This window comes from Brevibacillus sp., assembly GCF_003521185.1.
GTDB classification, from domain to species: domain Bacteria; phylum Bacillota; class Bacilli; order Brevibacillales; family Brevibacillaceae; genus Brevibacillus; species Brevibacillus parabrevis.
In genome coordinates this window covers 1-16433 of record NZ_DOTK01000042.1, presented here as the reverse complement: position 1 = coordinate 16433, position 16433 = coordinate 1, and the positions used below count along the sequence as shown (strand labels likewise).

Sequence of the window (16433 nt, the reverse complement as noted above, 5' to 3'; positions counted from 1 at the left end):
ATCCCTACTTTTTTAACAGACGTAATTTTTGCAATCGGGCTTTTTTCCCGTCCTCGATCGAGTCGAGCCGGGCGTCGGCTTGCAGCTTCCGGGTAGTGACTTCTGCTTCCAGTACGTTTGCCAGCATGCTGATCGTCGGATAAGTAAACAAAGTCACGACAGTCACCTCTCGCCCCAGTTGATCCGTCAGCTCTTTGCTGATCTTGAGCACGTCAAAAGAAGTCCCGCCCAAATCAAAAATCGTGGAATGAATGCCGATGGAATCGGTTTTGAGAACCTTGCCCCAAGCCTCTGCGAGCTGTTTTTCCAGCTCGGTGCCTGGTTGAACAACATCGCGCTTGCCGCTCTGTCTGAACTCCATCTGGAGCAATTGGTTGTCGTCCACTTTTCCATTGATCGTTAACGGTATTTTGTCGAGCAAAAGGATAAAGGACGGGATCATATAGTCGGCGACGCGCGTTTGCATATACTGCCTGATTTCCACCGGATCGAAGCGCTCTGCCTGTTCTTCTTTCATCACGACATAGGCGCAAAGAATTTTGCCGTCTTCCTCGATTTCCCGAGCCATCACCACAGCCTCTTGAATGCCTTCCATCGTCAACAGATGGGAGCGCACCTCATCCAGTTCGATGCGATACCCCCTGATTTTCACTTGCTTGTCCCTGCGCCCGATGTATTCCACTTCTCCGTCAGACGAATACCGCCCTAAATCGCCGGAGCGATAAAGCCGCTGCATCTGGCCGCCAAGCTGGCATAGCTGAAACCGTTCCGCTGTCAATTCCGGTTTGTTCAAATAGCCACGCGCGACTCCTTCGCCGCCAATGCAGATTTCACCGACGACACCTGTGGGCACGACGTCTCCTTGCCTGTTCAAAATGTGCAAGTGGACGGTGGAAAACGGCACGCCAATCCGCTTTTCATTCGAGCGAATCTGCTCTGCGGCAATTTCCTTGTAAGTCGTATGGACAGTCGTCTCTGTAATTCCATACATATTGATAAGCTTTGTTTCGGGATATTTGTCATGCCACGCGGCGAGCTTCGCAGGCAGCAGAGCTTCCCCGCCAAAAATGACGTAGCGCAAGCAAAGCTTTTTGTCCAGCTGTTTCAGCTCTTCCTCGATAAACTGGTAAAAAGAGGAAGGCGTTTGATTCCAGACGGTCACCTGTTCTTCTCGCAACCGCTGTACGAGTTGCCGATAATCCCGCTTCAGCACGTTCGATAGCAGCAAAAGTTTGCCTCCGTGCAGCAAAGCTCCGAATATTTCCCAAACGGAAAAATCGAAGCCGAACGAGTGAAACAGCACCCACGTATCGTCGCAGGAAAAAGCGAAGCGATTGTTGTCATGAAAAAACAAGCGGACTACGTTTCTGTGCTCGATCATGACTCCTTTGGGATTGCCCGTTGTTCCCGACGTGTAAATAATGTAGGCAAGCTGGTTCGGTTGATGGATCGGCTCTAGATTGGCAACAGAATAATGATTGAGTCGCTCGTCGTCGGCAAAGATCACGTCAGCAAAACCGCTGCCCAACGATTGCGCTTGCAGTGTCACGACATAGGCGGCCTGGCTGTCTTGTCTCATGTACTCAACTCTGTGCGCGGGAAGATCCGGGTCAATCGGCAAATACGCGCCGCCCGCCTTCAATACCGCCAAAATGGCGACGATCATGTCCACGGACGGCGGCATCAGCACGGCCACTATCGATTCGGCGGTTACGCCCCGCTCCCGTAAACAATGGGCCAGTTGATTCGCCTTTTGATTGAGCTGGTCATACGACAGCCGCTTTTGTTCAAACACAACAGCTGTATGCTGCGGATACGCCTGGACAGCTTCCTCAAAAAGCGACGAGATCGTCGCCTTTTCGGGAAAACGCACCGCCGTCTCATTGATCCGAGCGAAAAGCTCCTGCTCTCTCGCGGTGAGGATCGACAGCTCTTTCAGTGGCACTCGCGGATTGTTGAGTGAATGTTCCAACAAAATCGAGAGCTGTTCCACCAGCCTCTCGACCTGCTCTTTTTGGTAAAGCAAGGCATTGTAATGGATGCGGACACGCAGCTCGTCGTGCTGTCTGTCAAAAGCCAGAATGAGGTTGGACGAGGCCCTGTCCAAGTATGACAGCTCCTGAATGTTCGCCAAAATAACAGAGACGTCCAGAAAATCCGCAGGCTGCTTCGCATTTTTCAAGATCAGCTCAATCGGGTAGTTTTGATGCTCGATAGCCTCGGAAACGGTTTGCCTGACGTCCGTAATCACGTCAAGCAGCGGCATTTCGTTGGTGAGCGGAATGCGGATCGGCAGCACCGTATTGATAAACTCTTCATTCGCTTGCTGACGGTAGATGCTGGTTCCGAGCACGATATCCGTCTGCCCCGTGTGCTTCATCAGCAACACGGCTGTATAAGCCAGCAGCAGCACGTGCAATCTGGCATCGGAGTGGTTGCTGATTTGCACCAGTCGATTGGCGCAATGGCTCGGGAGGACAAAGTCTGCCGTCTCCATGCGCAGTTCCTCTGCTTTTGTGTCATGCGCTCCGGCAAAAAAGCAGCTTTTCTCTGCTGCGCCTGCCAGCTTGTTTTGCCAATACTCATATTCTTTTTTATACATGTCATTCAAATACGACACGTTCGTATCGAAATGACCTCCCATACGCTACCACTCCTATGCTCTCGATTGCTCAAAAGGCAAAATCGTTTCCATCTTCCAGCAACGCTTCTGCTGCTGCTTTGGCAAGTCTCGTATCCAGCACAATCTCTTTTACAAGCACGTCGGGGTTGTCGACGACTTGCTTGGCAATGGCGAGAAAATGTCCCGTCATCGTCTCGATCGTCTTGCGGGTAAACAAATCTGTCGAGTATTCCATGCGCATTTCGATTTTGCTGTCGTAATCGTACACCCAGAGAGTCAAATCGAATTTCGCGGAAGGGTTGCGGAAAGGATAGGACTTCAACACAAGCCCCTGCATCGCGATCTCGGCAGGCTTGAAATCGGGCAGCACAAGCATGACCGTAAACAGCGGATGGGCGCTTAACTGGTGAGTCAACCCCAGCTTCTCCACCAAAATCTCAAACTGCACGTCCTGATTCTCGAACAGTTCCAAGCTCTTCTCTTTTACTTCGCTTACGTAATCTTCAAACGTGGCGGTTTGCTCCAGTCGCGAATAAAACGGCAGCACATTCGCAAACATTCCGACCATTTTCGTCAAATCGGCGTGGTTTCTTCCGGCGAGACTCGCTCCGATGATCATTTCCTCTTGGCCAGTATATTTGTGCAGCAAGATATGAAAAATGGCGAGCATGTTCATGAACAAAGTGGTCGTGTTGCGTTTCATGCCTGCTTTCAGCCTGGCCGTCGTCTCCTCTTCCAGATGGAACGTATAAATGTCGCCGCGATAGCTCAACACAGACGGACGGGGAAAATCGGTCGGAAGCAATGCCTCCGGGAGCTTCCCTGATAGTTGCCGGAGCCAATACTCGGTTTGTTTGTCATAATCTCCGCGCTCAATTCGTTCATTTTGCCACGCGACAAAATCGGCATACTCCAACGAAACGGGGTCAAGCGCTTCCGGTTGATTGTTGTAGAAATGGATCAGCTCGTTTTGCAAAAGCGAAACCGAGATATTGTCGGCTACGATATGGTGGATATCGAAGAGCCACACGTATTTTTGCGCAGCGTAGCGGACGACTTTTACCCGCATCAGGGGCGGATGCCGCAAGTCAAACGGTTGCATAAACTGCTCGACCGTCTGCTGCACGTCCGATTCGGCCAGCTCTTGGTACTCCACTTGAAATGCGACCTCGTGTGCAATGATCTGCACCATCTCGCCATCGATGACGTCAAAGCCTGTACGCAAAATGGCGTGGCGTTGAATGACCTGCTCGAAGGCGTGTTGCAGTTTGTCCAGGTCGAAATCGCCCTCCATGTAGGTGATTTCCGGAATGTTGTAAGCGACGTTATCCGGCTGGACTTGCTGCTGAAAATACAGCCGCTTTTGCGCCGACGACAACGGATAGTACGCTTGCGGCGCTGCTTTTGGAATCGCCGTGTACGCTTGTCCGTCATCATGCGTATCCGCAATGTAGCGGGCCAGCTTCTCGACGGTAGTTGACTGGAAGAAGACCGTGATCGGAATTTTGATGCTGCTGGCCTGGTAAATCCGCTCAGCAACAGTCAATACTTTCAGCGAGTCTCCGCCAAGCTCAAAAAAGTCGTCGTCGCGGGAAATGTGTTCATGGCCCAAGATCGCCTGCCAAATGCTCGCGATGAGCTTTTCCGCCTCCGCAAGCGACAGGCGCGGCTTGCTGGCCATCAGCGGCTCAGCAGCAGACTCTTTGCTGCTTTCAGCCAATGCGCTCACCCGCTGGCGCTTGTACGCCAAAAACCGCGCAGGCAAATCCACGGTCGAGACGAGCAGCTGACTGTAACTGGCGGCGAGCGCCGTATCGAGCAGCTGCAGTCCTTCTTCCACCGTCAAAGACGGGGCCGAAGTGGCGAGCGCCGCCTCATCTTCTGCCTGTAAAGAAGCCGATTTCGTCTGCAACGGCAACTGCGGTTGCGGTTGTGACTTTGGCTGTGCCTGTGGCATCCCATGGCTATCCTTGTCCGGCTGTTGAGCCGAGACGGCCGCCACCTGGTAGCCTTCGATTTCGACGATCCCCCGCCCCTGTTCATCCATAATCGTCAGGTCGAACTCGACGATTTTGCTGTCCGGCCGTGAAGCTGTCCGGCAGCGAATATGGCTGTACACTTTGGAGGGCACTTTGCCGTGGATCGTAATGCTTTTGTAGGAGAACGGCACGTATGGACCGCCAGCCGTTTCAGCGCGATTCATATAGACCAATGCCACGTCGATGATCGCCGGATGGAAACGATAAATAGCGGTATCCTCCGCAAACTCCGCTGGCAGTTCGATCAGCGACAGTCCTTGCGCTTGTGCAAACGTTCCCCAGCAATAGCTGTTCCAGCGCGGCCCGTATGTGAACTGGCTGTCGCGCAGATTGTTGTAGTCGCTTGGGCCGTACTGGCTTTGAGCGCAGGCATCGCGAACAGCAGCGAGCTGATAATCGCGCAGCTGGCTCTGCCCCGCACCGACATAGCCGCGAGCATGGGTAATCCAGCTTGCCTTTTGCACGTCCGAGCAGCTTTCGATCGAAAAACGATAGCCCTGGTTTTCCCGCAGCAGCACGGTGCGCACATGAACAGCAGCCCCGTCCTCAAGGAGAAGCGGCGTCAAAAAGAACACGTCCTGGAGGCGCATCGCTGCTTCCATGCCGGGATGCAGCGATGCGTAGGCGGCGCAGGCCATTTCCACATAGCTCGTTCCCGGCAATACCGCTTTGTCTCCTACCCGATGCTCAGCCAAAATCCAGTCTTTGCTCGTCTGAAAATGGGACAAAAACGTCGTGCGTCCTGTATTTTCTTTCACGGCGTACTGGAAAAACGGATGCGCCAGCTTGTGGTACGAAATGCCGGGTAGCGCGGAGCTGTCCGGACGGAATGTCGCCGAGATGCTGGCCATTCCGGTATTTTCCCACGTATCCCAGTTGATCGCCTGGGTGAAAACGCCGTTTTTCGTATTCGTCAAGGCAAATGCATCCAAAAAGGCATTCGCGGCGCTGTACGCTACTTGCGCGGGTGGAGCGATGACCGAGCTTAAGGAGGAAAAGAGCAACAAGAAGTCGACGGGTAGCGCCAACTGCTCAATCGCTTTTTGCAAGACCGCCGTACCGTAAACTTTTGTCGCAAACACGGCTTCGCACAGCTCGCTTGTTCTGCGCTGGATGACAGCTCCATCGGGAACGCCAGCAATATGGAAGATCCCGTCAATTAACTGATTGTCCTCCATGATCCGGCTGAAAATTCGCAATATCTGCTCCTCGTCGGCAATATCCGCCTGATACAAGAAAAGCTGCTTCGCGGAAGCCTGCAGTTCCCGCAGCAGCGCGATTTTTTGGCTGACTGGATCGTCCTCTCCGTGGAGCGCACGCCACCTGTCCCATTCCGCTTCCGGCAAAAAGTGCGAGCGATTGATAAGGACGAGCTTCGCGTGGTACTTTTCCGCCAAAAATTTCGCTACTTGCAATCCGATGGCTCCCAGACCTCCGGTAATGACGTACACTCCCCCGTGCTTGAGACGCTGGGAAGCCGGAGCGGCAGAAGCAGGCAGCTGAATTTGCTTGAAGGCAGGCTCCCAAATGTACGCATGGCGAATGGCCAGCACGTCAGCGAAGCTCTCCCCCATCCACTGTTGCAGCAAGCGAGCTACGCGCTGGTTTTCGCGGCGGTCGGCATCGATCAGCCTGCAACTGATGTTTTCGTACTCTTTGGGAATGACGCGAACCGGGCCTAGCAGAGTAGCTTTGGCTGGCACGACCGCCTCGTCTCCAATGACTTCAAAAACGTCGCTGGCGACGATATCGACGGCAATTTTCTGCTGGAGCCGGAGCTGTCCGATCGCTTTTGCCAGGTTCAATAAAGTGTGATAGCCAAGCCGATTCCATTGCTGCGCCGCCCGCTTGGCGTCGTCAGCGTCCACCTGCTGGTCGTAGCACCAAAAATGAACGAATTTCAAGGGCTGGTCAGCGGGTAGCGCCAGCGTTTCGAGCAGTTTGACCAGATCGGCGGGATTGTCCGGGTTTACCGTATAGGTCGCTTCCGCTTGCTTGGAGAAGCCTTCGCCTGTTTCGACGCGGACAACGGTGTGACCTGATGTCTCGATCTGCTCGATCCACCGGATCACGCTAGAGTTTTTGGTAGCGAAAACGACAAAGAGACAAGGCGCAAGCTCCCCTGCTGCCTCGTCGTAATCTGAGCGGGTCCATGATGGAATGTACAGCCAGTCTTCCCTGCTCTGCTTTACTTCCTCCGCCTTGCCCGCTGTTTGCGCTGGCGCTTGACCTTGCAGCAAATCGTTCAGTTGTTTCAGCTGCTCGGGGTCCATCCCGTAATTTTTCCGCGTAAACGGATAAGTGGGAAGCGAGACACGCGATTGCCCGAGATGCTTGTTCAGCTCGGCCCATTTGATCGGGCAGCCTTTTGACCACAAATGACCGATCGCTTCAAGAAGGCGCTGCTCGATACCGGAAGGGCCTGCTACAAGAGACAAAAAGTTGCACTGACTTCCGTCTTCCTCCGTTGCAAGCACTTCTCCTCCGCCTTCCCGCTCTGGGCCAAACAACAGATACTGAACTTCCTCGGCAGCTTCCTGCCAGGCAACAAACGCCCCTTGTCCTTCACTGCCTCCCCCGAAGCGGTTCACCCAGTAGTCAGGAAGCGTCACTTCGCGAGAAATCGTTTTCCCCGCATCGTAGGACACCACAGGGATTGATGGCAAAGCGAGTGGGACGGTGTGAACAACTTCAAACAGCTCGCTCTGGAGAGCTTCCAGCAAGAACAGATCGCCTTCGCTGCCGCTCCATTCTTCCAATAGCTCGTCCCTTTTTCCCACAAGCAGCAACGCATCCTCAAAGGAAAACACGTCGGCGAGACACCCTGCCACGTACTCTCCGCTTCCGACTCCCGTGGCAGCAGCAGGCTGTACTCCCATGCGGAGCAACCATTTGGCCGTGGCGAGCTGGAAAAGAAAAGGCAGCATCTGCCCATACCGCGTAGGAGCATCGAGAAGAAGCGAGCCTGCGGTTCCTTGCAGTTCGCTTGCCTGTAGCAGCAACGCTTCAAATTCGTCCCGGCAATACGCACTTTGCAAACCAGCTTGGTAGAGCAAAGCCGCTTCCTCCGCGTCCATCTCGGAAAACACAAAAGCAATCGGCGGGACTGCCTTTTTCGCCACCAGCCCAAAAGCTTGCGGCTCGTTTTGCTCAAGCGCAGCGCAAGCATCTGACATGGCAGCGCAGACTACATAGCGACGATGGGAAAAATGCGCCCGCCCCATTTGCAAGGTGTAGGCGATGTCGGAAAGCTCGGCACGTGGGTTCCTTTTGACAAATGTCACAAAGTCGTCCGTCGCACGCTCCAGCTCTTCCCGGGTCTTGGCGGAGAAGACAAGCAGCTTGCTCTCATGCGTTTTTGACTTGGCTGCTTGTCTGACAGGCGACTCTTCCAGCACCACATGCGCATTCGTTCCGCCAACGCCAAACGAGCTGACCCCTGCTCGCAAGGGGCCTGCCGAATGATCCCACTCTGCCGGCTGGTCCACCAGGAAAAAGGGGGTATTTTCCAGTTCGAGGTTTTGGTTCGGCTTGGAAAAGTGCAGCGTAGGCAGCAAGCATTTGTTGTCGATTGCCAGTACCGTCTTGATCAATCCGGCGATCCCCGCCGCACTGTCCAGATGTCCGATATTCGTTTTGACCGAGCCTAGCCCGCAGTAATTTTTTCTTCCCGTCTGAAAAGCCCGGGTCAGCGCTTTGACTTCGATCGGATCACCCAAAGCTGTCCCGGTTCCGTGAGCCTCGATGTAGCTGATCGTCGCCGGATCTACTCTGGCCACGCGATGAGCGGCACGAATGACCTCGACTTGTCCGTCTACGCTTGGAGCGGTGTACCCGACTTTGCGGTTGCCATCGTTGTTAATCGCCGTTCCTTTGATGACCGCGTATATATGGTCGTTGTCGCGCAAGGCATCTTCCAGCCGCTTTAAAATGACCAGTCCGATCCCATTGCCCACCACCGTTCCGCTAGAGTCGGCAGCAAAAGCACGGCAATGACCGTCGGCTGACAAAATCATCCCGTCCTGATAGACGTATCCGTTTTTCAAGGGGCTGGTGATGGATACGCCGCCAGCCACTGCAAGCTCGCATTCCCCGCTGAGCACGCCTTGGCAGGCTACATGCACCGCGACCAATGACGTGGAGCAGGCGGTAAACAGCGTATAGCTCGGCCCTGTCAGATGCAGCTTGTAGGATACTCTCGTGCTCATCAAATCTTTATCGTTCAGGTGGGCGATCTCAAACTCCTCGGCCCCGTTATGCGAGCCTACCGATAAGGACAACGCCTCCCAGCGAAAGTGCGGGCGCCCTCCCACATATACGCCGACAGCGTCATTGGTCGTACCCGGCGGATAACCGGCATCCTCCAGCGCTTTCCACGTATGCTCGTGCAGCAAGCGGGTCTGCGGGTCCATATATTGGGCTTCGTTCGGGGTATAGCCAAAAAAGTTGTTGTCAAAATAGTCGCTCTCTTCTAGGTGACCTTTTGCGTTCACGAAGTTTTCCGCCTTGTACACCGCTGCCGGTACGCCCGCTTCTTCCAATTCTTCGTCCGAGAAAAAGGAGATGCTTTCCACGCCATTTTTCATATTATGAAAAAACTGCTCCAGATTTTTCGCACCTGGAAAAGCGCCCGACATCCCGATGATGGCGACTTCCAAGCCTGTTCTTGCGTTCTCGTTCATGGTTCCCCTCCTTTTCTCCCGGTTTCTTTTCCAGGCGGCTGGCCAAATCAAGCCAAAATTGCTTGTCCACCAAGGGTGGCGGTTTGACAAGCTATGCTTATCCCTTTGCCATCAAGGTCATGGCAAAAATATGTATATTGGGGCAATCAGGCAATTTGATCCGCAGCATTTTTCGGCTCGGATTCAAATAGTATTGCTGCACCAGCAGTCTGACCGGAAAATCGAGGATTTCCACCTGGCCCTCTCTTCGCGCCGCGCCCTTGCCTACCCATGCGGTTGTTTCCCCGAACATCGGCTCCATATACCAGTCGGTAAATTGAATCGGAATGTATCTGACGACGTTGTCCTCGTACAAAATCTCGATTCTCTCCGTGTAGCTCCCGCACTCTGAGCAGCCCAAGATCAGCAGGCTGGAATAGTAGCCTTCCGGGACGTTGATCTCTTGTCCCGCGCAGGAGATGTTATCGTTTCTGTTTTCCGCAAGCGCAGGCAGAGAAAACTCCATCCCGTTTACATTCCAGATCGGTTGCTCCGGCACATCCTCTAGCAAGAAAACCTCGCCCATCAGCGTCAAATCGGCGGTACAAGCAGACGCAGCCACATGACTGAACCCTTTGTTATTGCAGGAATCAGCCAGGTCGATGAACGTCATCCTGCTGTAGCCCGCACCCGCTTTCGATCGCTCGCGCTTGTCGTCCGCCAGATGATGGGGCCTCTCTCCGCAGATGTTTTGCAGTTGATCGGCAACCTTTTCCTCCAGTTCGGCAACCATCTGGACTTTGCTGGCCGCCCGCTGAATCAGCTTGCTGTCGCCCGATTGATAATACGCTTTCGTCAGCATGGACAGCACCGTGCTCCACTGAGCCGCCGAGTAAGTCAAGTCCTGGATCAGTGGAGCAAGGCTGTCTATTTGAAAGCGGTCATGCACATATTGCAAGGCAGAGGCAAAATGCTTTCTGCCGTTGCTGATTGCGTGCAAGATGGACAAGAGCGGCGACATCCATACTTGCTGCGAATCGTTAAACTCGCCAGCGACTGTTGGCAACTGCTGCAACACATCGGCAAACTCTCGCATCTTCTCAAAAGCAGTCGCCTCTCGCTCCCGATACAGCGTTTGTTTCAGCGCATACAGGATCGTCTGTTTCCAGTCGAAGGCTTGCTCATGTTCTGGCAGCTTGCGGAAAAGCGCGATCCCTCGGCACTCTTGCCGAAAACAATCCGCGATCGAAATCGTGACGTTTTGCCTTTCGTAAAAGCAATCTACCAGCGTATAAGTCTGGCTGGCCTTGTCTGCTCCTACGATCAAACACGTATGAATCGAGTGGTACTTCTGATAGCCGTGGCTCCACGGGCAGTAATAAGAATCCAAATCGATGGCAACCGGCCTTGATTCTTGCAGCTCGCTTTCCACCAAAGCGACTGTGTCCTGCAAGGATACACTCCCCTTAACAAAGATTTCGATGCCGTGAAGGTGCCTGAGTAAGTTCAACATGTCTCCGATGCCTGGCGTAATGCTCTGGTACAGCTTCCCTGATTGTTTCCATTGCGTTTGATCAAATGCAAATCCCCACGATTCCAAAAACATCAAGGCGTAGTCACGCTTCCACCAAGTGGCGACGGTAACGATGGTGTCCTCTTTGCAGTTTCGTGAATCGTGGTGAAGGGGAATGATATCTAAGATTGCGCTCACAGTTAATCACCTTTTTGGTTAAATGGGGAAAACGTCTTGACCGTTTACATGCCCATGGATTAGCTCGTTCTCGTTCTCACTCTCTCTTTCTCAGCTCTGCTTGTCTGGCCAAAAGCTCCCTTCCGGCGACTTCCCGCTCTTTCAGCCTTGTTGCCTCGCCTTCATCGCCTGTTCCGGTTTCACCTGCCTGGATGCTTTTCGCCAAGCTGGCAATGGTCGGATTGGCAAACAGGTCGACAATCGGGATCGGCTTGTGGAACTCTTCTTCCAGAAGCGATTTGATGCGAATCAATGTCAAAGAGGTGGCACCCAACTCAAAAAAGTTATCGTTGGTGCTGATCTCCTCAATCCCCAAAAACGTCTCCCAAATTTCTGCGATTCTTTGTTCGACGTGATTGGACGGCTTTTCATAGTCGACCATCGCGGAAGTGCTTTTCCGTTTTTGGCGAGCGCTTTTCGGCATGGCGACAGCATTGGCTTTTCCTGCGGGCTGCTCCAAGAACCGTATCCACTGATCCAGCCGCGCTTCCAAATCACCGGGGGAATGCACAAGATGGTGCAAGCGATCTATTGATAATACTCTGCGGAGAGCTTCGATCCCTTCTTCCGGCGTCATGGCCAGATCGCCGATCGAAGACTGATACCTCGCTTCCGCTTTCTCACGGCTCCGCCATGCTTCCCAGTCAATCGTTTTCCATTTCACGCTGCGCTGTCTGTTTCGCTTGATCGTATAGGCATCCATGAACACATTCGCCGCCGCATACGCAGCAAAGCCATACCCGCCCAGCACAGCCGCTGTCGAGGACATAAGCAGACAAAAATCAAGTGATTTTTGCTCCAATATTTGATCGAGAACGAGCACCCCGTCCATTTTCGGCTGAAAAATCGCCTGGCAAAGCCCCTCGTCCAGCTGGTCAATCGCATGGAAAAAGTGATCTCCCATGTTCGCTGCGCAATGGAAGACGCCATGGATCGTCCCGTGAGCGGCTTCGATCTCGGCTATCGCATTGGACATCTGCAAATAGTCGTCGACTTGCGCCCGGTAAACCTCGATAGTGGCTCCCGCTTGCTCTGCGTCGAGCATTTCGCGGATGCGCATGCTTCGCTCGTCCTTTTCTCCGTGCTCGGCAAGCCATGCTGCCCATTCCTGCTTCACCGGGAATGATCGTTGAATGATGGCAATCGTCGCCTGATAATGCTTGGCCAAATAGCTGCCGATCATCCAGCCGATCATGCCTGCGCCCCCGGTAATTACATAAACGCCGTTTTGGCGAAAAGGCTCTGTCTTCGGCTCTGTGACCTTGACAGGCTGATAACTTGGAACCCAGCGCTGGAAATGACGGTACGCGACCAACCGATCTGCCGACTCGTGCGCAAGCTCTTCCAGCAGCATCTGGGCCATCTGCTTGGCAGCTTCCCCGGCTTCGAGCTCGGCGGACGAAATATCAACGGTCAGCTGGCGGATGTTGTGCATCTCTTGGGGAATGACGTGCCCTAACCCAATCAGCGGCGAGTGCTCGGGAAACAGCGTCTCCTGTCCGGTCACAGCCACGGCTTCATTCGTCACGACTGCCATGCGGACGACTCTGTGCCTGTCCAGGCGCTGCAAGCCTCGCGCTGTATGCATGACGCTGTAAAAGCCTGTTTGCTGCGTCTTGTGCAAGGCAAACACATCCAGAGGGGCGCTCGGCTTTTGTCCGGCGCTCCACAAATGCAGCACATGGTCGATTCGCAGCTTTTGCTCTTGCATGCTGGCAAAAAGATTTTCGTAATCCGCGGAAGAAGCCGGATTTACCACATATCCTTGACTGCTCGCGGCAAATTCCGCACCGCTGTAAACGACGATGGGAACTTGTCCGGCAGACGACAGCTGGCGAATCAACTCGTCGCAAAACGAGTCCCGATTGGCGAAGACGAGATACGTTTGGTGAGCTGGCGGCTGAGCGGCAAGCGGCAACACTTTTTGCTGCCAAAGAGGGGCATAAAACCAATCCTCGATCTGCGGCTTCTTTTGCAAGTTCTTTTTCGCGGATGCTTGCTTGTCGTGCAGCATGTGAAACGGATTGCCGTCTAGCCAATGATAGTCACGCTCAAACGGATAAGTCGGCAAGGAAAGTCTGTTTCGCTTCTCGGACTGGTACAGCTTTGTCCAGTCGACAGTATGGCCTGCTCCCCACAGTTGGCCCAGACGGGTGTACAAGTAATACAGGTCGTCTACTTTTTCCTGCGGATTTCGGATGATATTGAGAATCGTATGGGCCGAGTCGCGTTGAACAAAATAGCGCAGCAGAGCACTCAGATTCCGGTCTGGTCCCACTTCGACAAAAGTTAGCGCGTCTTCTTGCAAAATGTGTTGCAGACCGCGAGCAAAGCGGATCGGGTCCGTCAGCTGTCTCGCCCAGTAGCCAGGGTCTGTTGCCTGTTCAGCCGTGATCCACTCCCCGGTCATATTGGAAATAAACGAGATATGAGGCGGATGTAACTGAATCTGCCGCATTTCCTCCTCGAACGCCTGTCTGATCGGCTCCATTAAAGCCGAGTGCAGCGCATGGGCAGTGTCCAGGCGAATGCCTAGCTGTTTTCGGGACTTCAGCTGTTCCTCAAACTGCTCCACCGCTGCTCTCGTTCCTCCGACGACACAAGACGGCCCGTTGACGATGCACAAGGAGAGCGTTTCCGGAAGCAATGGCAAAAGCTCTGCTTCTGCCAGCGGGACGCTCAGCATCGCTCCCTCTTCGGTCTGCTTGATGAGCTGGCCTCTTCGGATAATCACGCGAATGGCGTCCTCTAGCGCAAACACCCCTGCCAGGCAGGCGGCCGCAAATTCCCCGAAGCTGTAGCCGATCATATAATCAGGCTTGACGTCTAGCTCCATCAGATACTTGCCGAGAGCGTACTCGAATATGAAGACTACAAGCTGGCTGGTGTCGATCTGCCTGATTTTTTGCATGGCTTGTTCGCGATCCGTTTGTGGAAAGAACCACTCCTTGCTTGGCACATCCAAGTAACGGTCGAGTATCGCAAAGCACTGATCCAGCTCTTTGCGGAACAACGGCTCAGATCGGTACAGCCCAAGACCCATCTCCACGTATTGATTGCCCAGCCCCGGAAACATGAAGACGATTTTCTTGTCGGCCTGCTCGACAACGCTTGTAAACAGCTTCCGCGAGCGCTTTCCTGTTTCGTTTCCAACGGACTGCAAAACCTCAGTCAATTCATCCGTATGGCTGGCAACGACAAAGCGCCTGTGCTCGAAAGCCTTTCTTCCAACCTGGAGAGTAAACGCCAAATCTGCCAAGGAAACATCCGGGTTTTTACGGATATAGTCGAGCAGATTCAGGCTGGACTGGTCCAGGGCGGTTTCACTTTTCGCCGAAAGCAGGATAAGCTGCGAGTCTCTGCCCTTCGCGGACTTAGGCAGCGGCGGCGCTTCCTCCAGGATGACATGGGCGTTTGTGCCACCGATTCCGAAAGAGCTTACTCCGGCCCGCAATGTGTCTTGGATGGCAGTCAAATCGAACAGCCTGGCATTGATCTCAAAGGGCGAATCAGACAAGTCAATTTTCGGATTCAGCTTTTGAAAGTGCAAAGTCGGCGGCAGTAACTTATGCTGCAAACTGAGCGTTGCCTTGATGAGCCCTGCAACTCCTGCCGCTGCGTCGAGGTGGCCGATATTGGACTTGACCGAGCCGATCAGGCACGTGCCTTCCTCGCTGGCAAAAGCCGTGCGCAATGCTTCCAGCTCAATCGGATCGCCGAGTACGGTTCCTGTGCCGTGCGTCTCGACAAAGTGAATGTCGGCAAAATCTACCTCGGCCAATTGCTGGGCCGTCTGAATCACCTCGACTTGCCCTTCCACGCTTGGAGCCGTGTAGGCGCTTTTCCGATCTCCGTCGTTGTTGATCGCGGAACCTTTGATGACCGCATAAATGTGATCTCCGTCCGCGATTGCTTCTTCATAGCGCTTCAAGACGACAACCCCTGCCCCATTGCCTGGCACGGAGCCTTGACTATCTGCGTCAAACGGCTTGCAGTGCCCGTCCGGCGACAGGATCATGCCCTCCTGATACTGGTAGCCGGACTTCAACGGCAAGGAGATGCTGACACCCCCAGCCAGAGCAAGGTCGCACTCGCCGTTCAGCAATGCCTGCGCAGCGAGATGGACCGCGACAAGCGATGTCGAGCATGCCGTGTTGACGGTCATGCTCGGCCCTTTCAAATTCAGCCGATGGGCAATCTGCATCGACATAAAATCTTTGTTTGCGAGCTGGTTGGCCGAAAACGGACCGAGCAGTTGGGCGCTCTCTGACAAAAAAGCGAGGGACTGCCAGTAAAGACTGCTGGCAGCTCCCGCGTACAGACCGATCAAACCAGAGTACGTGTCAGTGCAATAACCCGCATCTTCAAGCGCTTCCCAAACGCATTCGTGAAAAATGCGCACCTGCGGGTCCATGACCTCTGCTTCAAGCGGTGAATAGTTGAAAAAGGAGGCGTCGAAATATTCGCTGTTCTCCAGGTAGCCTTTTGCCGGAACATAGTCTGGATGGGCGAGCAGCTCCGGGTCGATGCCGCTCTTTTCCAGTTCTTCCCGGGAGAAAAACGCGATCGTTTCTGTGCCATTGACCAGATTGCGCCAAAAGCCTGCGATGTCCAGCGCTCCCGGAAATCTTCCCGACATGCCGATAATGGCAATCTCAAGTCCGTTTACTTGTTTACTCATCGCTATTTGTCCCTTTTCTTTTTGATAGTCGCTGTGATCGTTTGGCATTGCCTTGCAGCAATCGCTCTTTGCGTTCCGGCACTGTCACCGTTTGCGACTTGCCTGCGTGCGCCTTCTGACTCGTGTAAGCCAAGAAAGATTCGATGGTGCGATATCGGTACAGATTGGCGATCGAAATAGTGGGATCGAGCTGCTCCGTCAAGCGCTTGTGCAAGTGGATGACGCTGAGCGAGTTTCCCCCGAGCTGGAAAAAGTCGTCACGGATGCTGACCTTCTCGATTTGCAGCACTTCTTTCCAGATCAGCGACAGTTGTTTTTCCTGCTCGGTTTTGGGCAGAACGGCTCTTTCCTTTTCCACGTTCAATGGCATGCGGGAAAGCGCCTTTCTGTCGATTTTTCCACTGGACGTATGCGGAAGCGAAGCGAGCTGCTGATAGTGCAGCGGAACCATGTAAACGGGCAAGTGCCGCTGCAAATACGCCTGTAGCTGGCCTGAATCGATCTGTTCTGTCGCGCCGTAATACGCGCAAAGCATTTTGCTCTCCGCTTGTGTTCCCTGGCTGACCACGGCAACCGTCTCGATCTTGTCTGTATAGGACTGGATCGCCGATTCGATCTCCCCCAGTTCAATCCGGAAACCGCGCAGCTTGATTTGGGTGTCTTTTCTGCCCAAGTAGGC

The 16433-nt window shown here is 53.8% G+C and carries 5 protein-coding genes; all 5 read right to left on the bottom strand.

Annotated elements, in window-relative coordinates; translation table 11 throughout:
* Nucleotides 1-4 precede the first annotated feature (4 nt).
* A complete protein-coding gene (locus DEP07_RS12385; RefSeq protein WP_287102545.1) occupies nt 5-2644 on the bottom strand; it encodes a non-ribosomal peptide synthetase in 2640 nt (879 codons plus the stop codon).
* A 28-nt stretch (nt 2645-2672) separates the two neighbouring features.
* On the bottom strand, nt 2673-9344 hold the full coding sequence (locus DEP07_RS12380) for an SDR family NAD(P)-dependent oxidoreductase (protein WP_287102544.1): 6672 nt from the start codon (nt 9342-9344) through the stop codon (nt 2673-2675).
* A 97-nt stretch (nt 9345-9441) separates the two neighbouring features.
* Nucleotides 9442-11034, bottom strand: coding sequence for a BtrH N-terminal domain-containing protein (locus DEP07_RS12375; protein WP_287102543.1), 1593 nt, complete (start codon nt 11032-11034; stop codon nt 9442-9444).
* A 76-nt stretch (nt 11035-11110) separates the two neighbouring features.
* On the bottom strand, nt 11111-15754 hold the full coding sequence (locus DEP07_RS12370) for a type I polyketide synthase (protein ID WP_287102542.1): 4644 nt from the start codon (nt 15752-15754) through the stop codon (nt 11111-11113).
* Nucleotides 15747-16433, bottom strand: a 687-nt coding sequence (locus DEP07_RS12365; RefSeq protein WP_287102541.1) for a phosphopantetheine-binding protein, incomplete at its 5' end; no start/stop codon positions are given. The genes DEP07_RS12365 and DEP07_RS12370, both read right to left, overlap by 8 nt.

Bases quoted from the DNA above. Each gene is read 5' to 3' on its own strand.
- DEP07_RS12380 (WP_287102544.1), bottom strand. From the start codon at position 9,344: ATGAACGAGAACGCAAGAACAGGCTTGGAAGTCGCCATCATCGGGATG.
- DEP07_RS12385 (WP_287102545.1), bottom strand. From the start codon at position 2,644: ATGGGAGGTCATTTCGATACGAACGTGTCGTATTTGAATGACATGTAT.
- DEP07_RS12370 (WP_287102542.1), bottom strand. From the start codon at position 15,754: ATGAGTAAACAAGTAAACGGACTTGAGATTGCCATTATCGGCATGTCG.